Here is a 21,050-nt window from a genome sequence, read left to right as displayed (position 1 = left end):
AGTGGGTGCTGAAAAAAGCAGATGGGCGAATATAAACCTAAGCTTTGTAATATCTCAATATATAAATATCAGTCCCATATATTGGGAGAATAACGCGAAAAATCATACATCTTCCTGGGAAAATGAGCATTGCATTAGCTTGGAAAGCGCCGGGCCTAGACCGCAATCGATGGCAGGGCCAGCCCGGTCAATGACTGCGCACTGCCGGCCTGCTCCGCCAGCAGCCAATCGACAAACCGTTCGACCAACTGCCCACGACGCTTGCGCTGGGGCTGCACCACGTAATAGCCGAAGCGCGAGACCACCGTCTCGCTGATCGGTCTGCACAGCCAGTTCTGCTCCAGCAGGTTATCCACCAGGTGGCGCCAGCCGATCGCGACGCCCTGGCCGGCAATAGCCGCCTGAATCAGCAGCGTGTAATTGTCAAAACGCAACTGGCCAGGGGTGGGCGCGGCGCTGATACCCAGCTCGCGAAACACACCGGCCCAATCGAACCAATGGCGATTGTTTTCCTGACGCAAGTGCAGCAGGGGGTAGTCCGGCAGGGTCTGCACCGTCAGCGCAGTGGCCTGGTTCTTGAGCCACTGGGGGCTGCACACCGGGAACACTTCCTCGTTGAACAACCAAAGGCTGTCGCCTTGCTTGAAGCGTCCATCGCCAAACAGCACGGCCACGTCGATGTCGCTGCGCAGGCTGGCGTGGTTGCGCTCGCTGGTCACCAGGCTCACGTCAACCTGCGGGTTGGCCTCGTGGAACCGATGCAGGCGCGGCATCAGCCAGTAGGCGGCAAAGGCGAAGTCGGTGGCCACTTGCAGCACTTCGTGCTGGTCCTGCCGGGTGACGGTGCTCAGGCCCAGGTTGATGGTTTGCAGGCCGGCCTGCACGTGTTCGAACAGCAGGGCGCCGGCGTCGGTCAATTCGATGCCACGGTAGATGCGATCGAACAAGCGGATCGCCAACTGCTCTTCAAGCCGTTTGATCTGCTGGCTGATGGCCGGTTGGGTGGTGCCCAACTCCATCGCGGCGGCGGTAAAACTGCGCTGCCGCGCAGCCGCTTCGAACGCGCGCAGCAGGTCGAGGGAGAGGTCACCCAGCGCTTCATACATAAGCTGTGCTTATCCTAGGTATTGTTATTCATGGGCTTTACCACGTTTTTCATGGGCCGCATGCTCAGTGGCATAAACACCGCCTATGGAATGCCGAGAAACCATGAAGCGCAAGAACATTCTTTTCATCATGGCCGATCAAATGGCCGCGCCGCTGCTGCCGTTCTACGGACCTTCCCCGATCAAGCTGCCCCACCTGAGCCGCCTCGCCGAACAGGGCGTGGTCTTCGACGCCGCCTACTGCAACAGCCCGCTGTGTGCGCCTTCGCGCTTCACGCTGGTCAGCGGCCAGTTGCCGAGCAAGATAGGCGCCTACGACAACGCGGCGGATTTCCCCGCCGATGTGCCGACCTATGCCCACTACCTGCGTCGCCTCGGCTACCGCACGGCGCTGTCGGGCAAGATGCATTTCTGCGGTCCCGACCAGTTGCACGGCTATGAAGAGCGCCTGACCAGCGACATCTACCCGGCGGACTATGGTTGGGCGGTGAACTGGGATGAGCCGGATGTACGCCCCAGCTGGTATCACAACATGGCTTCGGTGCTGCAAGCCGGACCCTGTGTGCGCACCAACCAGCTGGACTTCGACGAAGAGGTGGTGTTCAAGGCCCGGCAATATCTGTTCGATCATATCCGCGAGGACGGCGAGCAACCGTTCTGCCTGACCGTGTCGATGACCCATCCCCATGACCCGTACACCATTCCCAAACCGTTCTGGGACCTGTACGACGACAGCGACATTCCCTTGCCTGCAACACCGCCCCAGGGCGATCTCGACCCGCACTCCCGGCGTTTGCTCAAGGTCTACGACCTGTGGGACAAGCCGCTGCCTGTGGATAAGATCCGCGATGCACGGCGTGCCTATTTCGGCGCGTGCAGCTACATCGACAGCAATGTCGGCAAGCTGCTGCAAACCCTGGAAGACACCGGCCTGGCCGATGACACCATCATCATCTTCTCCGGCGACCACGGCGACATGCTGGGCGAGCGCGGCCTCTGGTACAAAATGCACTGGTTCGAAATGGCCGCCCGCGTGCCGTTGTTGATCAGTGCGCCGGGGCAGTTTGCGGCGCGCCGTGTGACCCAGGCCGTCTCGACCGCCGACCTGTTGCCCACCCTGGTGGAGTTGGCCGGCGGCGAGCTGGACCCGCGCCTGCCCCTGGATGGCCGTTCGCTGCTGCCACACTTGCAAGGCGAGGGCGGGCACGACGAAGTGTTTGGCGAATACATGGCCGAAGGCACCATCAGCCCGCTGATGATGATTCGCCGGGGCGCCTACAAATTCATCTACAGCGAAGACGACCCTTGTCTACTGTTCGATGTACACAACGACCCGCACGAGCGGGAGAACCTCAGCCAGTCACCGGAGCACCGGCCACTGTTCGAGGCGTTTTTAAACGAGGCGCGGGCCAAGTGGGACATCCCGGCGATCCACCAACAGGTGCTCGCCAGCCAACGCCGCCGTCGCCTGGTGTTCCAAGCACTGACCCAGGGCAAACTCAAGAGCTGGGATCACCAGCCACTGGTAGACGCCAGTCAGCAGTACATGCGCAACCATATCGACCTCGACGACCTGGAGCGCAAGGCACGTTATCCACAACCCTGCCAACACTAAAAAATACAGAGGGAAGGCCATGCAAAAGTTAACGGTAGTGCTGGGCATCCTGGCGTTGAGCAGCGCCAATGCATTTGCGGACTCAAGTTGCGAAACGGTGAAAATGGCCGATCCCGGCTGGAGCGACATTGCGGCGACCAACGCCATCACCGGTTTTCTGCTGACCGGCATGGGCTACACGCCCAAGGTCGACACCCTGGCCGTGCCGATTACCTTTGGCGGGCTCAAGGATGGCCAGGTTGACGTGTTCATGGGCAACTGGATGCCGGCGCAGCAAGGCTTCTATGACAAGTTCGTGGCCAATGGCGATGTCGTACAGTTGGCGAAGAACCTCGACGGCACCGAGTTCACCCTCGCCGTGCCGGACTACGTGTGGGACGCGGGCGTGCATGATTTTGCCGACCTGAATAAATTCGCCGACCGATTCGGCAAGAAGATCTACGGCATCGGCTCCGGCGCGCCGGCGAATATCTCGCTGCAAGAGATCATCAAGAAGAATGACTTTGACCTCGGCCAGTGGAAGCTGGTGGAGTCGAGTGAACAGGCGATGCTCGCCGAAGTTTCGCGAGCGGTGAAGAAACAGCGCTTCGTCACCTTCCTCGGCTGGACGCCGCACCCCATGAACGTGCAACTGAAAATGCACTACCTCACAGGCGGCGAGCAGTATTTCGGCAGCACCGGCAGCGTCTACACCTTGACCCGCAAGGGCTACGCGCAAGCCTGCCCGAATGTGGGGAAACTGCTGACCAACCTGAGTTTCACCCAGGACATGGAGAACAGCATCATGGCTGACGTGGCCAACAACAAGGTCAGCAATGCCGAAGCTGCCAAGGCGTGGATCAAGGCCAATCCGGGGGTATTGGACAAGTGGCTGGAAGGCGTGAAAACCCTGGATGGCAAGGATGCGTTGGCAGCGGTAAAAGCCAACCTCTAAAGATCACACTCGTGATCGTTCCCACGCTCCGCGTGGGAATGCATCCCTGGACGCTCTGCGTCCGCTTTCAAACCCGTGACGCGGAGCGTCACAAGAGGCATTCCCACGCAGAGCGTGGGAACGATCACTGGCAGCCTGATACTCTGGCTCAAACCTTTCTACCCGAGCCTGCGATGTCCCGGCCCAACCGCTACACACTGTTCCCTTTCCTCAGTTGGCTGCCGTGCCAAACCCGCGCCAGCGTTGGCCGGGACGCCATCGTCGGCCTCAGCGGCGCCGTACTCGCGCTGCCACAGTCGATTGCCTACGCACTGATTGCCGGGCTCCCACCGGAATACGGGCTGTACGCGGCCATCATTCCGGTGTTGATCGCGTGCCTGTGGGGCTCGTCCTGGCACCTGATCTGCGGTCCTACGGCGGCAATTTCCATTGTGCTCTACGCCAGTATCAGCCCGCTGGCGGTGCCGGGTTCCCAGGATTACATCACCTTAATCCTGCTGCTGACCGTCCTCGCCGGTGTGTTCCAATGGTTGCTGGGCCTGCTGCGCTTCGGCGCGCTGGTGAATTTCGTCTCCCATTCCGTGGTGCTCGGTTTCACCCTCGGTGCCGCGGTGGTTATCGCTCTGGGGCAGTTGCCCAACCTGCTGGGGCTGGACCTGCCGAGCCAGGCCACCGCGATCAACAGCCTGCTGGCGCTGCTCGAGCATGCCGGCGAGTGGGACCGCGCATCGCTCATCCTGGGCCTGGGCACCTTGCTGGTCGGCGCACTGCTCAAATACCTGGTGCCACGTTGGCCGAGCCTGTTGATCGCCCTGGCCCTGGGCAGCCTCGCCACATGGCTGTGGCCGGCGCTGTTCGGGCAGGTGGCGTTGGTCAGTTCGTTCATCGGCAAGCTGCCACCCTTGCGCCCGTTGCCCATGGACCTGGACACGATCCTGCGCCTGCTGCCGAGCGCTGTGGCGGTGGGCATGCTGGGGCTGGTGACCAGCCTGTCGATTGCCCGTTCACTGTCGGCCCGTTCGCAGCAACTGCTCGACGCCAATCAGGAAGTTCGCGCCCAGGGTTTATCCAATATCGTCGGCGGATTTTTCTCCGGGTATCTGTCGGCAGGTTCTTTCACCCGTTCCGGGCTCAGTTATGAGGCGGGTGCCCGCTCGCCATTGGCCGGCGTGTTTTCCGCGCTCTGGGTGGCGCTGTTTGCGCTGTTTGGCGCAGGGTTGATCGCGCACATTCCAATTCCGAGCATGGCGGCAAGTATCCTGTTGATCTGCTGGGGGCTGGTGGACCACCGCGGCATCCGTGCGTTGTACCGCGTGAGCCGCGCCGAATTCGCGGTGATGGCGCTGACGTGTGTGGCGACCTTGCTGCTGGAGCTGCAAACGGCCATTTATGCCGGGGTACTGGCGTCGCTGTTTTTCTACCTCAAGCGCACCTCCCAACCCCGGGTGCAGCAATGGCGCGACGGTGACGAGGATGTCCTGCGCGTGGGTGGCTCGATCTTTTTTGGCGCCAGCCACTACCTGCAGGTGCGCCTGCAACGCTTGCAGGGCGAGCGGGTGGTGATCGAGGCGCAGCAGATCAACTTTATCGACTACTCCGGGGTAGAGATGCTGCACCAGGAAGCGCGGCGGTTGGCGGGGTTGGGGCGTAGCCTGACCTTGCGCGGGGCCCGGCCGCAGGTGGTTGAAGAGTTGAAGAAGCTGGAAGGCGCCGAAAACTGCCCCATCCATTTCGAAGACTGAACACGGTCAAAACTGTGGGAGGGGGCTTGCCCCCGATAGCGGTGCTTCAGCCAACACATGGGTAGCTGACAGACCGCCATCGGGGGCAAGCCCCCTCCCACATTTGGATATATGTCAGGCCAACTGGCGGCGCAGCTCGGCCAGTACCGGCGCCGACTCCGGGCGTACGCCGCGCCACAGAAAGAACGCTTCGGCCGCCTGCTCAACCAGCATGCCCAATCCATCCATCGCTACCGCCGCACCCCGCTCATCGGCCCAGCGACAGAAGGCGGTCGGCGCCTTGGCGTACATCATGTCGTAGCAGAACGTCTTGCCCGGTTCGATCAAACTGCCCGCAATCGGCGGTACGTCGCCTGACAAGCTGGCGGACGTGGCGTTGATAATCACGTCCACCGGCTCACGCAGCCAGTCGAAACCACTGGCGGACACCGGCCCCAGGTCATTGAACAGCTCGGCCAGGCCTTCGGCTTTTTCCACGGTGCGGTTGGCAATGATCAGTGAGGCGGGTTTTTCGGCCAGCAACGGTTCCAATGCGCCCCGTACCGCGCCACCGGCGCCCAGCAGCAGGATGCGCTTGCATTGCAGGTCCAGCCCGGCGTTGACCTTGAGGTCGCGCACCAGGCCTGCGCCGTCAGTGTTATCACCGAGCAACGTGCCATCGGCCAGCTTGCTCAGGGTATTCACCGCGCCGGCGCGTTGGGCGCGCTCGCTGAGGGTGTCGGCCAGCCGGAAAGCGTCTTCCTTGAACGGCACGGTGACATTCGCCCCACGGCCGTGTTGAAAGAACTCACGGGCACAGCCGATGAAGTCCTCCAGCGGCGCGAGCAGTGTGCTGTAGTCCATCTGCTCGCCGGTCTGCTCGGCGAACAGGCGGTGAATCAACGGTGACTTGCTGTGGCCGATAGGGTTGCCGAAGACGACATAGCGATCCATCACACTGCCGCCTTGGGCGCAGTCAGGCCGAGCCAGTCGCGGTCCTGCAGGAAATAGTCGGTAAGGCGCGCTTCTTCGCTGCCGGCCTCGGCCTTCCAGTCGTAGCTCCAGCGCACCTGCGGCGGCAGCGACATCAGGATCGACTCGGTACGCCCGCCCGACTGCAGGCCGAACAGGGTGCCACGGTCATAGACGAGGTTGAACTCAACGTAGCGGCCCCGGCGGAACTCCTGGAACTGACGCTGCTGTTCGGTATAAGCCATCGCCTGGCGGCGCTGCATGATCGGCAGGTAAGCGTCGATGTAGGCATCACCGATGGCGCGGATGAAGGCAAAGCAGGTATCGAAGCCCCATTCGTTCAAATCATCGAAAAACAGGCCGCCAATGCCACGCGGCTCGTTGCGGTGCTTGATATGGAAATAGCTATCGCACCAGGCTTTATAACGCGGGTAAACGTCCGCACCGAACGGCGCACAGGCCTGCTCGGCCACGCGATGCCAGTGGATGCAGTCTTCGTCGTTGCCGTAATAAGGCGTCAGGTCAAAGCCGCCGCCAAACCACCACACCGGCTCTTCGCCTTCCTTTTCAGCAATGAAAAAGCGCACATTGGCGTGGGAAGTCGGTATGTGCGGGTTATGGGGATGGATCACCAGCGATACGCCCAGCGCCTCGAAGCCGCGACCGGCCAGTTCAGGGCGATGGGCACTGGCGGACGGGGGCAAGCCGCTGCCAAACACGTGGGAAAAATTGACGCCGCCTTTTTCGATGACCGACCCGTTTTCAATCACACGGGTGCGACCGCCGCCACCGGCAGGCCGGGTCCAGGCGTCTTCGATAAAGCGCGTGTCCGTTTCGAAGGTTTCCAGGGCACTGCAAATGCGGTCTTGCAGGTCGAGCAGGTAGGCTTTTACAGCCTCGGTGCGAGTAGTCATGGCATCACCTTGAATCGGGCAAAGCTACGCGAGGCCATTGGGCGTCGGCGGCAAATGGGCGCACAGGATACCACCGCACCCCGTGTCGTCGCAGTTGACGAAGATCAAGCTTAGGAGTCCGATAGGGGCCTTCGTTTATTCGACCCAAGGAGAAGGTAGATGGCCAAACGTATCCAGTTCAGCGCCCATGGTGGCCCCGATGTGCTTGAGTATGTGGACTACACGCCGGCGGAGCCTGGCCCACAACAGGTTCGGGTGCGCAACGAAGCCATTGGCCTGAACTTCATCGACACGTATTTTCGCAGCGGCCTCTACGCGCCACCGTCCTTGCCCTCGGGCCTGGGCGCCGAAGGCGCCGGTGTGGTCGATGCCGTAGGCAGTGAAGTCAGCCAATTCCAGGTCGGCGACCGCGTGGCCTATGGCAGCGGTCCGCTCGGCGCCTACAGCCAGTTGCATGTATTGCCTGCGGCCAACCTGGTGCATCTGCCGGACGAAATCAGCTTCGAACAGGCCGCCGGTGCCATGCTCAAGGGCCTGACCGTACAGTACCTGCTGCGCCAGACCTATGAGCTGAAGGGCGGCGAAACCATTCTGTTCCACGCCGCCGCAGGCGGTGTGGGCTCCCTGGCTTGCCAATGGGCCAAGGCGCTGGGCGTGAAGTTGATCGGCACGGTGAGCTCACCGGAGAAGGCCGCCGTGGCCAAATCCCTCGGTGCCTGGGAAACCATCGATTACAGCAAGGAAAATGTCGCACAGCGCGTGCTGGAATTGACTGACGGTAAAAAGGTGCCCGTGGTGTATGACGGCGTTGGCAAGGACACTTGGCTGACGTCGCTGGACAGCGTCGCACCGCGAGGCTTGGTGGTGAGTTTCGGGAATGCGTCGGGCGCGGTGGACGGGGTGAACCTGGGGATTCTGTCGGCGAAGGGCTCGCTGTATGTCACGCGGCCGACGCTGGCGACCTACGCGAGCAACCCGAAGGACTTGCAGGCGATGGCCGATGACCTGTTCTCGATGATCAAGAGCGGCAAGGTGCGCATTGATATCAACCAGCGCTATGCACTGGCGGATGCGGCGAAGGCGCAGACCGAGTTGTCCGGGCGGCGCACGACCGGTTCAACCATCCTGCTGCCTTAAGAAAGCCATCGGGGGCAAGCCCCCTCCCACCCTTGACCGAGGTGTCTCGACGAACACCGATCAAATGTGGGAGGGGGCTTGCCCCCGATAGGCGCGACTCGGTCTCAGGACGGTCGCACCACATCCCCCGTCGCCAGGTCACGGATCAGGCTCGGGTTCTTGCGTCCACCCAGGGCGCCGCCCAGCACAAGGTCCACCTGCCCGCGGAAATACTGCTCCACCCGAATCCGCGTACGCGCGGCCGGGCGGCCCTGGGGGTTGGCCGACGTGGAAATCAACGGCCCGACCTGGGCGCACAAATCCCGTACCAGCGGATGGTCACTGACCCGCAGCGCCACGGTGTCATGCACCCCCGTGACCCATTCCGGCAGCAAGTCCTGGTGGGGCACCAGCCAGGTATTCGGCCCAGGCCAGGTGTTGGCCATGCGCTCGATCCAGGTGTCGGGAAAGTCTTCGAACAGGAAGTCGAACTGGCGGATATTATCGGCCACCAGGATCAGGCCCTTATCCACTGAGCGATTCTTGATCGCCAGCAAACGGTCCACCGCTGCTTCATTCCACGGGTCGCAGCCCAGGCCCCAGACCGCTTCGGTCGGATAGGCAATCACCGCACCTGCGCGAATTTCTCGTGCAGCTTCCAGCACACGCCACCTGTTGACCATTGTTTACTCTCCGAACTAAAGCTCTGGGCAGTTTACCGATCTTCGTTGCAAAACCCAGCTACAACCGTTCGCCACGCGCAAGCCAGCGCCCACTTTCACAGATCACCCGGCCTTCGAGTTCCAGCTCGGTAAGGCTCGCCAGCACCTGGGCCAGCGGCCGTCCACTGGCAAGCGCCAGGGCTTCGCTGGTGTGCGGGGCCGCGTGCAACAGCGCCACCAGCGGATGCACAACCGGTACGGGGGCCGGGCGTGACAACGCCTGCCAACCGCGCAAGCCTTCAAGAATATGCTCGATGGTCTCCACCAGCACCGCGCCATCGCGGATCAACTGATGACAGCCCTTGGCCGCCGGATGATGGATGGAACCCGGAATGGCGTACACCTCGCGTCCTTGTTCCGCCGCCAGCCGTGCGGTAATCAGCGAACCGCTGGCGATGCTGGCTTCCACCACCAGGACCCCCAGGGACAAACCGCTGATAATCCGATTGCGCCGTGGAAAGTTACCGGCCTGGGGTGGCGCGTCCAGTGGAAACTCGGAAACCACGGCGCTGCCCTGGTCAATCATGGTCGCGGCCAGCTTCCTGTGGCGCTGTGGATAAAGTTTTTCCAGACCGGTGCCGAGCACACCGATGGTATGACCGCCCACGTCCAATGCCGCCTGATGGGCCGCGCCATCGATACCCAACGCAAGGCCGCTGGTGATGACAAAACCGGCGCTTGCCAGGCTGCGCGAAAAGGCGGCGGCGGTGTCCATGCCGGGGCGCGAAGCACGACGACTGCCGACCACGGCCAACTGCGGTTTTTCCAGCAGCGATGGGTCGCCGGCAACGAATAACAGCGGCGGAGCGCCCTCTGTCTGGCCGAGCAGCGCAGGGTAATCGGGCTGGTCCCACATCAGTAAATGCTGGCCAGGGCGGGCCAGCCAGGCCAATGCCGCACTGGCCCCATCACGAATATCCACACTGCGCCGGGCATCGGCACTGACGGCCGGCAACCCGAGCGCACGCCAGGCGCTGGCAGGGGCACTGATGGCTTTGGAAGCAGAGCCGAACGCCTCGATCAACCGATGAAAACGCCTGGGACCCAGTTCCGGCAACCGGTGCAAGCGCAGCCGGGCTTCCAGCTCTGCCGGGGAAATTTGATTGCTGTTTATCGGAAACATCTGATCATCCTTGATCGCAACAAGCTGTGGATAACTCTGTTGGTAACTTATTTAGCAGGCTATTTATTGCGATTGATCGTCAGTCTCGAAACGATCCATCACGGCCAGCGGGCGGGACGCGCTGAGAACCAGGGCGTAGCTGAGTTTTTCATAGGTGCGAAACACCAGCAGGGTGCCGGCACGCACATCCGGGAGTCGCGTCGGGGCCCCTGTCAGCGCGTCGCGCACCGAGGCGCCGGCCCTGATCACCGTGAGCAATTGGCCTTCGACCACACCGTCCCGGCGCCCCTTGTTCAAGGTCACCGCATCCAGCACGCCGATTTGCGTGACGCCCTTGGGAATGTCGATGATGTGGCCTTCAACAAAGGGGGCGGATGCAGGCGTTTGCAGATTGGCCAGGTCCACGCCAGGTTCGGCGCGCAGCAAGCGGTCGCCTGGGCGCACTTCCTGGGTAACCCTTTGCACGGCCAGGGTGGTGAGATCATCGGTCAGCACAAAGCGCGCGGTGCCGATGTCGTCGGCATTGATTCCCAGCAGTTCGCGGGTGTCGGGGTCGGTATAGACCTTGCCTCGGCGGAAGATCCCGTAGTTCGGCTGGGTCGGGTCCAGACTGCCCCTGGCGTAGACGCGCTCGCCGTTGGCGCCCAGCACGCGCCCGCCCTCGGCGGCGACGATATAGGGTGCGTTGTCCAGGTCCTCGGGGGAGTCGAGCAGGCGGTTGTGCAGCAGGAAGCCCTGTATGGCCTTTTGCGTGACAGGGTCCAGGCGCTGGCCGGGCTGTGGAATCAGCGCCATGGCCAGCGGGGCCCACAGCAGCAAGACGAGTAGCGATTTCCTCATGGGGTCAATCTCCTTTATTATGTGCGTTCGCGTGAAACGCCATAGCCTTCGCGGCTTTCGAACGTTTCACACCGGCTGCCTGGGTCCATCCCACCGCCGATTTGCCTCTACCTCACATGTGCAGCAATTACGCTTATGGCTATTTTGAACATCCTCGAATTTCCCGACTCGCGCCTGCGCACGATCGCCAAGCCGGTGGCCGTAGTGGACGACAAGGTTCGTCAGTTGGTCGATGACATGTTTGAAACAATGTATGAAGCCCCGGGCATCGGCCTCGCCGCGACCCAGGTCAACGTGCATCTGCGCGTCGTGGTCATGGACCTGTCCGAAGATCGCAGCGAACCCCGGGTGTACATCAACCCCGAGTTCGAACCGCTGACCGACGAGATGGGCGAATACCAGGAAGGTTGCCTGTCGGTGCCGGAGTTCTACGAGAACGTCGAACGCCCATTGCGCGTGAAGATCAAGGCCCTGGACCGCGACGGCAAGCCGTTCGAGCTGATTGCCGAAGGCCTGTTGGCGGTGTGCATCCAGCACGAGTGCGACCACCTCAACGGCAAGCTGTTTGTCGATTACCTGTCCACGCTCAAACGTGACCGGATCAAGAAGAAGCTGGAAAAAAAGCATCGCCAGCAAGCTTGATGCCCTCCTTCCAAAGGCTTGCTGCGGCAAGCCTTTTTCTTTTGTGACTGCTTTTAACGAGAACTCCGATGACCGAGCCACTGCGCATTGTTTTTGCCGGTACACCCGAATTTGCCGCCGAACACCTCAAGGCGCTGCTTGCCAGCCCCTATGAAATCGTCGCGGTGTACACCCAGCCGGATCGCCCGGCCGGGCGCGGGCAAAAACTGATGCCCAGCCCGGTCAAGCAGCTGGCGCTCGAGCACAACATCGCCGTGCTGCAACCACCGACCCTGCGCAATGCCGACGCCCAGGCCGAACTGGCCGCGCTCAAGCCGGACCTGCTGGTCGTGGTTGCCTACGGCTTGATCCTGCCCCAGGCCGTACTCGATATCCCACGCCTGGGCTGCATCAACAGCCACGCTTCGTTGCTGCCACGCTGGCGCGGAGCGGCGCCGATCCAGCGCGCGGTGCAAGCTGGCGACAGCGAAAGCGGCGTAACGGTCATGCGCATGGAAGCAGGGCTGGACACCGGGCCGATGCTGCTCAAAGTCACCACGCCGATCACTGCCCAAGACACCGGCGGCAGCCTGCACGATCGCCTGGCTGAAATGGGCCCGCCGGCCGTCATCCAGGCCATCGCCGGTCTTGCTGCCGGCACCCTGGAAGGCGAAGTGCAGGACGACAGCCTCGCCACCTACGCCCACAAATTGAACAAGGACGAAGCCCGCATCGACTGGAGCCGCCCGGCCGTGGAGCTTGAGCGCCTGGTACGTGCGTTCAACCCATGGCCTGTCTGCCACAGCACGCTCAACGGCGAAGCCTTGAAAGTATTGGCCGCGACCCTGGCCGAGGGCACAGGCGCTCCGGGTGAAATCATCGGCGCCAGCAAAGACGGCCTGTTGGTGGCGTGCGGCGAACAAGCGCTGTGCCTGACCCGTCTGCAATTGCCCGGTGGCAAGGCGCTTAATTTCAGCGATTTGTTCAACAGCCGTCGTGAGAAGTTTGCCCTGGGCACCGTTCTCGGCGTGGTCGCCCAATGAACCCGCGTCTGGCCGCCGCCAAGGCCCTCGCCGCCGTGCTCAACGGCAAAGCATCGCTGAACAGTTCGCTGCCCGTGCAGATGGATAAGGTTGAAGACCGTGATCGCGGTTTCACCCAGGACCTGGCCTTTGGCACGGCGCGTTGGCAGCCAAGGCTGTCGGCGTTGGCGGCCAAGTTGCTGCAAAAACCGTTCAAGGCAGCCGACGCCGATGTTGAAGCGCTGCTGCTGGTCGGTCTCTATCAACTGCTCTATACCCGCGTACCGGCCCACGCCGCCATCGGTGAAACGGTGGGCTGCGCCGACAAACTGAAAAAACCCTGGGCCAAGGCCTTGCTCAATGCCGTGCTGCGCCGCGCCCAGCGCGAAAGCGAAGGGCTGCTGGCCGAGCTGGAACATGACCCGGTGGTGCGCACCGCGCATCCGCGCTGGCTGCAAAAATCCCTGAAGGCGTTCTGGCCGCAGCAATGGGAAGCCATTTGCGCGGCGAACAATGCCCATCCGCCGATGATCCTGCGGGTCAACCGTCGCCATCACCGCCGCGACGCCTACCTGCAGTTGCTCAGCGAGGCGGGCATCGACGCCGCGCCGTGCGTGTACAGCATCGACGGTATCGTGCTCCAGGCTGCCACAGACGTGCGCAGCCTGCCGGGCTTTGCCGAGGGCTGGATCAGCGTGCAGGACGAAGCCGCACAACTGGCCGCCGACCTGCTCGACCTGGCACCCGGGCAACGCGTATTGGACGCCTGCTGCGCGCCGGGCGGTAAGACCTGTCACATCCTGGAAGTCGAAAAGGACCTGGGCGGTGTGGTAGCGGTCGACCTGGAAGCCAAACGCCTGGTGCGCGTACGGGAAAACCTCGCACGCCTGGGTTTGAACGCCGAGCTGATCGCCGCCGACGGCCGCGACACCGCCACCTGGTGGGACGGCAAACCGTTCCAGCGCATCCTGCTGGATGCGCCCTGTTCGGCCACCGGCGTGATCCGCCGCCACCCGGATATCAAGCTGACCCGCCAACCCGACGACATCGCCGCCCTGGCCGTGCTGCAGGGCGAACTGCTCGACGCACTGTGGCCCACCCTGGAAGTCGGCGGCGTTCTGCTTTACGCCACCTGTTCCACCTTGCCCACCGAGAATACCGAGGTCATTCAAGCCTTCCTCGCCCGCACCAGCGGCGCACGGGAACTGGACCTCGCGACCACGGCCGGCATCAAGCAACCGCACGGTCGCCAATTGCTCGCGCAGGAAGGCGGGCATGATGGCTTCTACTACGCCAAACTGATCAAGATCGCCGCCGCGCGCGGCTGAATGGTTTTAAGGGAGTGACCGGATGAAAATCATCATCCTCGGGGCAGGGCAGGTGGGCGGCACGCTGGCTGAACATTTGGCCAGCGAAGCCAATGACATCACCGTGGTCGACACCGACGCCGAGCGCCTGCGTAATCTGGGCGACCGCCTGGACATCCGCACGGTGCAGGGCCGTGCGTCGTTCCCCACCGTGCTGCGTCAAGCCGGCGCCGACGATGCCGACATGCTCGTCGCGGTCACCAACAGCGACGAGACCAACATGGTCGCCTGCCAGGTCGCCCACACGCTGTTCCACACCCCGACCAAGATCGCCCGTGTGCGCGAAGCCGCCTACCTGACCCGCGCCGGCCTGTTCGACAACGATGCCATTCCGGTGGATGTGCTGATCAGTCCGGAACAGGTGGTCACGCACTACATCAAGCGCCTGATCGAAATTCCGGGTGCCTTGCAGGTGATCGACTTCGCCGGGGGCAAGGCGCAGTTGGTTGCGGTGAAGGCCTACTACGGCGGGCCGCTGGTGGGTCAGCAATTGCGTCAATTGCGCGAACACATGCCGAATGTGGAAACCCGCGTCGCCGCGATTTTTCGGCGTGACCGGCCGATCCTGCCCCAGGGCGACACCGTGATCGAAGCTGATGACGAAGTGTTTTTCATCGCGGCCAAGGCGAATATTCGTGCGGTGATGAGCGAAATGCGCCGGCTCGACGAGACCTATAAACGCATCGTCATCGCCGGCGGCGGGCAGATCGGTGAGCGCTTGGCGGAGGCCATCGAAAGCCGCTACCAGGTGAAGATCATCGAGATGAGCCCCACGCGCTGCCGGCATTTGTCCGACACGCTCGACAGCACCGTGGTGTTGCAGGGCAGTGCCTCGGACCGCGACCTGCTGATGGAAGAAAACATCGCCGACGCCGATATCTTCCTGGCGCTGACCAACGACGACGAGGCCAATATCATGTCCTCGCTGCTGGCCAAGCGGCTGGGGGCGAAGAAAGTGATGACCATCATCAACAACCCGGCCTATGTCGACCTGATCCAGGGCGGCGATATCGACATCGCCATCAGTCCGCAATTGGCCACCATTGGCACGTTGCTCGCTCACGTACGCCGTGGCGACATCGTCAGCGTGCACTCCCTGCGCCGTGGCGCGGCGGAGGCTATCGAGGCGATTGCCCATGGCGACTCCAAATCAAGCAAGGTCATCGGCAGGGCCATCCGCGATATCGGCTTGCCGCCGGGCACCACCATTGGCGCAATCATTCGCGATGAAGAAGTGATCATTGCCCACGACGATACGGTGATCGCCACCGGTGACCATGTGATCCTTTTCCTGGTGGACAAGAAACATATCCGCGATGTGGAGAAGCTGTTCCACGTGGGCCTGAGCTTTTTCTGATCTGACGGAGTGGACGACATGCTCGAATCCCTGGAGAAAATGCTCGCCAAGGGTGTGGATAATTCGCTGCTGCGGTTTGGCTTGGGCAAGGGTTATCTGGATCTGAAGGACAACGCCAAGGCGGCGGAGCATTTGCAGCGCTGCGTCGAGTTCGATCCGAAATATTCGGCGGCGTGGAAGTTGTTGGGCAAGGCGCAGCAAGGGCTGGGGGATAGCGTGGCTGCTCGCCAGGCGTGGGAGAAGGGCATCGAAGCGGCCCAGGCCCATGGCGACAAGCAGGCCGAAAAAGAAATGACGGTATTCCTGAAGAAACTCGACCGCCTGGCCTGAGCAAAACCCAAATGTGGGAGGGGGCTTGCCCCCGATAGCAGTGTGTCAGCCAATACATGGTTGACTGAACCACCGCTATCGGGGGCAAGCCCCCTCCCACATTGGTTTCTGTGGTGATCTTGAGTCAGTACCAGCGCGCCTCACCCGGTGGGCGTTTCTTGAAGCGTTTCATGCTCCACATGTACTGGCTCGGGTAGGCGCCGACATACCGCTCCACCACCTTGCTCATCGCCGCGCAGGACGTGGCGGTGTCAGTGCTGTACATGTCTTCCGGGGCCGCTTCCAGGATCACCTTGTAGCCCGAGCCGTCCGGCAGGCGCAGGGCGTGCAGGAACACGCCCACCGCCTTGTGGCCGGCGAGCATGTTCGGCACGAACTTGCTGGTCAGCGCCTGGGTTGCGAAGAACGGTACGAAGATGCCGGCGGATTCAGCCGGCTCGGGGTCGGCAGGGATACCCACCTGGCCGCCTTTGCGCACTTCCTTGATCACGCTCAGGATGCCTTCCTTGGTGGAGGCGGCCACGCGGTTGCCCAGTTGCACGCGTTGCTTGCGCAACAAGTCGTCAACAGCCTTGAGCTTGGGCGGGCGATAGAAAATGATCGGTTTGCACTGGCTGCAATAAAAATGATTCAGCACTTCCCAGTTGCCCAGGTGGCTGGTGATGCCCACCACGCCTTTACCCGAGGCCAGGGCATCGTGCAGCACTTGCAGGCCTTCGACTTCGCGCACCAGGTCGATGGAACGCTGGGCCGGCCAGATCCACGCGCAGGCGCTTTCGGTCAGGGACTTGCCGATGTCCATCAGGCTGCGGCCTACCAGGCGCTCGCGTTCGGCCGGGTCCATGTCCGGGAAACACTTGGACAGGTTGATCCGCACTGTCTCGCGGGAGCGGTTGGGGGTTTTCCACATGATCCAGCCGATCCCCGTACCGACGGCCTGTACGGCGCGCCAGGGCAGCAGGGCAAACAACCGAAGAGCGCCTACCAGCAAGGCGCCTTTAAACTTTTCCACAGGTCACTCCTGATCGTGTGTAGTACGCAAAGCGCGCATTCTAACCGGCGTTGACCAGGTCCGCGTAACGGTCGCAGTCCTGGGTGTGGTCCATGACCATGCCCGAGGCCTGCATGAACGCGTAGCAGATGGTCGGCCCGACAAAGGTGAAGCCGGCTTTCTTCAAGGCTTTGCTCATCGCTTGGGCTTCGGGTGTAATCGCCGGGACGTCGCTGCGGTCTTTGAAATGATTGACCTTGGGCTTGCCGCCGACAAACGACCAGAGCAACCCCACAGGGTCTTCCAGCGCCAGCCAGGCCGCGGCGTTGCGGCGTGTGGCGTTGAGCTTCAGGCGATTGCGCACGATGCCCGGGTCCTGCATCAGCGCTTCGATTTCAGCGTCGGTCAGCCTGGCCAGACGCTGCGCATCAAAGCCGAACAGCACCTTCCGGTAATGCTCGCGTTTGCGTAAAACGGTGATCCAGGACAAGCCCGCCTGGAACCCTTCGAGCAAAAGCAACTCGAACAGTCCCTGCGCATCGCGCAGCGGCGTTCCCCACTCTTGATCGTGATAAGCCATGTACAGCGGATCTTCAGAACACCAAAAGCAGCGTGGCATAAGGCTCCAGGGAGTGGTGGCGGGGCCGAATCGGGTATACTCCCGCTCTTTAAATCGCAGCCCAAGTAACAGGTGAATTTCGTGAGCCAGCCTACGCCAGCCGTGCGTACCTTCCAAGACTTGATCCTCGCCCTCCAGCAATACTGGGCCGAGCAAGGTTGTGTGGTACTTCAGCCCTACGATATGGAAGTAGGCGCCGGCACTTTCCACACCGCTACCTTCCTGCGGGCCATCGGCCCGGAAACCTGGAACGCCGCTTATGTGCAGCCCAGTCGTCGCCCGACTGACGGCCGCTACGGCGAAAACCCGAACCGTCTGCAGCACTACTACCAGTTCCAGGTGGTGTTGAAGCCCAACCCGGACAACTTCCAGGAACTGTACCTGGGCTCGCTGAAACATGTCGGCCTGGACCCGCTGGTCCACGACATCCGTTTCGTCGAAGACAACTGGGAATCGCCGACCCTGGGCGCCTGGGGCCTGGGCTGGGAAGTCTGGCTCAATGGCATGGAAGTGACCCAGTTCACCTACTTCCAGCAGGCGGGCGGCATCGAGTGCTACCCGGTGACCGGCGAAATCACCTACGGTCTCGAGCGCCTGGCCATGTACCTGCAGGGCGTGGACTCGGTCTATGACCTGGTGTGGGCTGACGGCCCGTTCGGCAAAGTCACCTACGGCGACGTGTTCCACCAGAACGAAGTGGAGCAGTCCACCTACAACTTCGAACACGCCAACGTCGACAAGCTGTTCGAACTGTTCGACTTCTATGAAAGCGAAGCCAAGCGCCTGATCGAACTCGACCAGCCGCTGCCGTTGCCGAGCTATGAAATGGTGTTGAAGGCTTCCCATACCTTCAACCTGCTGGACGCGCGCCGTGCCATCTCGGTGACCGCGCGCCAGCAATACATCCTGCGTGTACGCACCCTGGCGCGTTCCGTCGCCCAAGCCTATCTGCTGGCACGCGCCAAGCTGGGCTTCCCGATGGCAACCCCGGATTTGCGTGATGAAGTGTTGGCTAAGCTGGAGGCTGCACAATGAGTGCTCAAGATTTCCTGGTTGAACTGGGCACCGAAGAGCTGCCACCCAAGGCACTCAATACCCTGGCCGATGCATTCCTGGCCGGTATCGAAAAAGGCCTGCACGGCGCCGGCCTGAAGTTTGCGGCGAAAAAAGTCTACGCCGCGCCACGTCGCCTGGCGGTGTTGCTGACCGCGCTGGAAACCCAGCAGCCGGACCGCAACATCAACCTCGACGGCCCGCCGCGCCAGGCCGCATTCGACGCCGAAGGCAATCCGACTCAGGCGGCACTGGGCTTCGCCAAGAAGTGCGGCGTCGAGCTGAGCGAGATTGACCAGAGCGGCCCGAAACTGCGCTTCAGCCAGGTCATCACCGGCAAGCCGACGGCCAGCCTGTTGCCGACCATCGTGGAAGACTCCCTGAACGACCTGCCGATCCCCAAGCGCATGCGCTGGGGTGCGCGCAAGGAAGAATTCGTACGCCCAACCCAATGGCTGGTGATGCTGCTCGGTGACCAGGTCATCGATTGCACCATTCTCGCCCAGAAGGCAGGCCGTGATTCCCGTGGTCACCGCTTCCACCATCCCGAGAGCGTGCGCATCACCGCGCCGGCCAACTACGTCAATGACCTGCGCGCCGCCTACGTGCTGGCCGATGCCAATGAGCGTCGCGAGCTGATCAGCAAGCGCACCGAAGAGCTGGCCCGCCTGCAGGAAGGCACCGCCATCGTGCCGCCAAGCCTGCTCGACGAAGTGACCGCCCTGGTCGAATGGCCGGTGCCGCTGGTGTGCTCGTTCGAAGAACGCTTCCTCGACGTACCGCAGGAAGCGCTGATCACCACCATGCAGGACAACCAGAAATACTTCTGCCTGCTGGACGCAGACGGTAAGTTGCTGCCGCGCTTCATCACCGTGGCCAACATCGAAAGCACGGACCCGCAACAGATCATCGCCGGTAACGAGAAAGTCGTGCGCCCGCGCCTGACCGACGCCGAGTTCTTCTTCAAGCAGGACAAGAAGCAGAAGCTTGAAGACTTCAACCTGCGTCTGCAAAACGTGGTGTTCCAGGAAAAACTCGGCAGCGTCTACGACAAGGCCGTACGCGTTTCCAAGCTGGCGGCCTACATCGCGCCACGCATTGGTGGCGACGCCGCCTGGGCCGCACGCGCAGGCCTGCTGTCCAAGTGCGACCTGGCCACCGAGATGGTCGGCGAGTTCCCTGAGATGCAGGGCGTGGCCGGTTACTACTACGCCCTCAACGACGGCGAACCCAACGATGTGGCGCTGGCGCTGAACGAGCAGTACATGCCCCGTGGTGCCGGTGCCGAGCTGCCGAGCACCCTGACCGGTGCGGCCGTTGCCATCGCCGACAAGCTGGACACGCTGGTAGGCATCTTCGGTATCGGCATGCTGCCCACCGGCAGCAAGGACCCGTATGCGCTGCGCCGTGCAGCCCTGGGCGTGCTGCGTATCCTGATCGACAAGAAGCTGGACCTCGACCTGACCCAGGCCGTGGTGTTTGCCGTCGGCCAGTTCGGTGCCAAGGTCAAGCAAGCGGGCCTGGCCGAGCAAGTGCTGGAGTTCGTGTTCGACCGCCTGCGTGCGCGTTACGAAGACGAAGGCGTGGACGTTTCCGTCTACCTGTCGGTGCGTGCCCTGCAGCCGGGTTCGGCGCTGGACTTCGATCAACGCGTACAGGCCGTACAGGCGTTCCGCAAGTTGCCGGAAGCCGATGCCCTGGCCGCCGTGAACAAACGCGTATCGAACCTGCTGAGCAAGGCCGACAACCTGGGCACTGCCGACGTGGACCCAAGCCTGTTTGCCGATGCCAAGGAGTTCTCGCTGAACTCGGCCATCGTCAAGGCCGAGAACGCCGTCAAGCCGCTGATCGCCGAGCGTAACTACGCTGAAGCGCTGGCGCGTCTGGCGTCGTTGCGTGAGCCGGTGGATGCGTTCTTCGAAGCGGTGATGATCAATGCCGACGATGCCGGCGTGCGGAAAAACCGCTACGCCATGCTCGCGCGTCTGCGTGGCCTGTTCATCAATATCGCTGACATTTCCGTACTGGGCTGATCATGTTGAAACTGCTGATTCTCGATCGGGACGGGGTGATCAATTACGACTCCGACGCTTACATCAAGTCGGTGGCGGAATGGATTCCACTGCCCGGTTCGATCGAGGCCATCGCGCAGTTGAGCAAAGCCGGCTGGACAGTGGCCATTGCCACTAACCAGTCCGGCATCGCCCGCGGTTATTACGACATTGCCACCCTGGACGCCATGCACGCGCGCTTGCGCAGGCTGGTCGCCGAGCAGGGCGGTGAGGTGGGGCTGGTGGTTTACTGCCCCCACGGGCCGGATGAGGGCTGCGCTTGCCGCAAACCCAAGCCTGGCATGCTGAAAACTATTGCAGAACATTACAAGGTGCCCTTGGCTGGGATATGGTTCGTCGGGGACAGTCTCGGTGACCTGGAGGCGGCCAAAGCCGTCGACTCTCAGCCAGTTTTGGTAAAGACCGGGAAAGGCGAAAAGACCCAGGCGAAAAACCTGCCGGTAGGCACTTTGATTTTTGACGATCTGGCGGCGGTTGCCGCAGAACTTATCAACAACTAGCCGCCCTCGACTTCCTGACCAGGGATTGTTCGGGAGTGCGCTTTTAACAGGCGGG

The 21,050-nt window shown here is 62.2% G+C and carries 20 protein-coding genes; 12 read left to right on the top strand and 8 right to left on the bottom strand.

What is annotated here, in order from left to right; translation table 11 throughout:
- Positions 1-155: 155 nt before the first annotated feature.
- Entirely contained in the window at positions 156-1,106 is a 951-nt protein-coding gene (locus BFP90_RS20365) for a choline sulfate utilization transcriptional regulator (RefSeq protein ID WP_065886734.1), read from the bottom strand.
- 103 nt (positions 1,107-1,209) lie between these two features.
- Between BFP90_RS20365 and betC the strand changes: the two genes are divergently transcribed.
- The 3 genes from betC to BFP90_RS20350 all read left to right on the top strand — a co-directional run bounded on the left by betC (position 1,210) and on the right by BFP90_RS20350 (position 5,397).
- The gene (gene betC, locus BFP90_RS20360) at positions 1,210-2,721 is read left to right on the top strand and encodes a choline-sulfatase (protein WP_065897839.1); all 1,512 of its coding nucleotides are present in this window, start codon (positions 1,210-1,212) and stop codon (positions 2,719-2,721) included.
- Between the two features lie 19 nt (positions 2,722-2,740).
- Entirely contained in the window at positions 2,741-3,655 is a 915-nt protein-coding gene (gene choX / locus BFP90_RS20355) for a choline ABC transporter substrate-binding protein (protein WP_065897838.1), read from the top strand.
- Positions 3,656-3,828: 173 nt separating this feature from the next.
- Positions 3,829-5,397: a SulP family inorganic anion transporter gene (locus tag BFP90_RS20350; RefSeq protein ID WP_065895248.1), complete on the top strand. Its 1,569-nt coding sequence runs from the start codon at positions 3,829-3,831 to the stop codon at positions 5,395-5,397.
- 114 nt (positions 5,398-5,511) lie between these two features.
- On the opposite strand, the gene aroE is transcribed toward BFP90_RS20350, so the two are convergent.
- Together aroE and hemF are read right to left on the bottom strand one after the other, a co-directional pair.
- Positions 5,512-6,330, bottom strand: coding sequence for a shikimate dehydrogenase (gene aroE / locus BFP90_RS20345; RefSeq protein WP_065897837.1), 819 nt, complete (start codon positions 6,328-6,330; stop codon positions 5,512-5,514).
- Positions 6,330-7,262: an oxygen-dependent coproporphyrinogen oxidase gene (gene hemF, locus BFP90_RS20340; RefSeq protein ID WP_065895246.1), complete on the bottom strand. Its 933-nt coding sequence runs from the start codon at positions 7,260-7,262 to the stop codon at positions 6,330-6,332. Before hemF ends, aroE begins: the two co-directional genes overlap by 1 nt.
- A gap of 159 nt (positions 7,263-7,421) precedes the next feature.
- Here hemF and BFP90_RS20335 point away from each other — a divergent pair, with 159 nt between their 5' ends.
- Entirely contained in the window at positions 7,422-8,399 is a 978-nt protein-coding gene (locus BFP90_RS20335; protein ID WP_065895245.1) for a quinone oxidoreductase family protein, read from the top strand.
- Between the two features lie 104 nt (positions 8,400-8,503).
- On the opposite strand, the gene BFP90_RS20330 is transcribed toward BFP90_RS20335, so the two are convergent.
- The 3 genes from BFP90_RS20330 to BFP90_RS20320 form a co-directional block, all read right to left on the bottom strand.
- Positions 8,504-9,061 (bottom strand): L-threonylcarbamoyladenylate synthase, encoded by a 558-nt coding sequence (locus tag BFP90_RS20330; protein WP_065897836.1) that lies wholly within the window; start codon positions 9,059-9,061, stop codon positions 8,504-8,506.
- A gap of 58 nt (positions 9,062-9,119) precedes the next feature.
- The gene (dprA, locus tag BFP90_RS20325; protein WP_065895244.1) at positions 9,120-10,223 is read right to left on the bottom strand and encodes a DNA-processing protein DprA; all 1,104 of its coding nucleotides are present in this window, start codon (positions 10,221-10,223) and stop codon (positions 9,120-9,122) included.
- Between the two features lie 63 nt (positions 10,224-10,286).
- Positions 10,287-11,063 (bottom strand): peptidoglycan-binding protein, encoded by a 777-nt coding sequence (locus tag BFP90_RS20320; protein ID WP_065897835.1) that lies wholly within the window; start codon positions 11,061-11,063, stop codon positions 10,287-10,289.
- 135 nt (positions 11,064-11,198) lie between these two features.
- On the opposite strand from BFP90_RS20320, the gene def reads away from it, so the two are divergent.
- The 5 genes from def (at position 11,199) to BFP90_RS20295 (ending at position 15,760) form a co-directional block, all read left to right on the top strand.
- Positions 11,199-11,705, top strand: coding sequence for a peptide deformylase (gene def, locus BFP90_RS20315; protein WP_005783383.1), 507 nt, complete (start codon positions 11,199-11,201; stop codon positions 11,703-11,705).
- A 68-nt stretch (positions 11,706-11,773) separates the two neighbouring features.
- On the top strand, positions 11,774-12,727 hold the full coding sequence (gene fmt / locus BFP90_RS20310) for a methionyl-tRNA formyltransferase (RefSeq protein ID WP_065897834.1): 954 nt from the start codon (positions 11,774-11,776) through the stop codon (positions 12,725-12,727).
- Positions 12,724-14,034: a 16S rRNA (cytosine(967)-C(5))-methyltransferase RsmB gene (rsmB, locus tag BFP90_RS20305; RefSeq protein WP_065897833.1), complete on the top strand. Its 1,311-nt coding sequence runs from the start codon at positions 12,724-12,726 to the stop codon at positions 14,032-14,034. Before fmt ends, rsmB begins: the two co-directional genes overlap by 4 nt.
- Before the next feature lie 22 nt (positions 14,035-14,056).
- Positions 14,057-15,430, top strand: coding sequence for a Trk system potassium transporter TrkA (gene trkA / locus BFP90_RS20300; RefSeq protein WP_065886722.1), 1,374 nt, complete (start codon positions 14,057-14,059; stop codon positions 15,428-15,430).
- Between the two features lie 18 nt (positions 15,431-15,448).
- Positions 15,449-15,760: a tetratricopeptide repeat protein gene (locus tag BFP90_RS20295; protein ID WP_065897832.1), complete on the top strand. Its 312-nt coding sequence runs from the start codon at positions 15,449-15,451 to the stop codon at positions 15,758-15,760.
- 124 nt (positions 15,761-15,884) lie between these two features.
- On the opposite strand, the gene BFP90_RS20290 is transcribed toward BFP90_RS20295, so the two are convergent.
- Together BFP90_RS20290 and BFP90_RS20285 are read right to left on the bottom strand one after the other, a co-directional pair.
- A complete protein-coding gene (locus BFP90_RS20290; protein WP_065897831.1) occupies positions 15,885-16,772 on the bottom strand; it encodes a lysophospholipid acyltransferase in 888 nt (295 codons plus the stop codon).
- Between the two features lie 40 nt (positions 16,773-16,812).
- Complete coding sequence (locus BFP90_RS20285; protein WP_065895238.1) at positions 16,813-17,370, bottom strand: DNA-3-methyladenine glycosylase I; 558 nt, start codon at positions 17,368-17,370, stop codon at positions 16,813-16,815.
- A gap of 81 nt (positions 17,371-17,451) precedes the next feature.
- On the opposite strand from BFP90_RS20285, the gene glyQ reads away from it, so the two are divergent.
- From glyQ to gmhB, 3 genes are read left to right on the top strand one after another with little or no spacing between them, the layout of a single operon-like run.
- On the top strand, positions 17,452-18,405 hold the full coding sequence (glyQ, locus tag BFP90_RS20280; protein ID WP_003187265.1) for a glycine--tRNA ligase subunit alpha: 954 nt from the start codon (positions 17,452-17,454) through the stop codon (positions 18,403-18,405).
- The gene (gene glyS, locus BFP90_RS20275; protein ID WP_065895237.1) at positions 18,402-20,456 is read left to right on the top strand and encodes a glycine--tRNA ligase subunit beta; all 2,055 of its coding nucleotides are present in this window, start codon (positions 18,402-18,404) and stop codon (positions 20,454-20,456) included. The genes glyQ and glyS overlap by 4 nt, the downstream gene beginning before the upstream one ends.
- Positions 20,456-20,995, top strand: coding sequence for a D-glycero-beta-D-manno-heptose 1,7-bisphosphate 7-phosphatase (gmhB, locus tag BFP90_RS20270; RefSeq protein ID WP_170827553.1), 540 nt, complete (start codon positions 20,456-20,458; stop codon positions 20,993-20,995). The genes glyS and gmhB overlap by 1 nt, the downstream gene beginning before the upstream one ends.
- Positions 20,996-21,050 lie beyond the last annotated feature (55 nt).

It is taken from the genome of Pseudomonas sp. 24 E 13 (assembly GCF_900004715.1).
Classification (GTDB): domain Bacteria; phylum Pseudomonadota; class Gammaproteobacteria; order Pseudomonadales; family Pseudomonadaceae; genus Aquipseudomonas; species Aquipseudomonas orientalis_A.
Note: the sequence above shows the minus strand (reverse complement) of the source record. Positions and strands in the feature narration are given on the sequence as shown.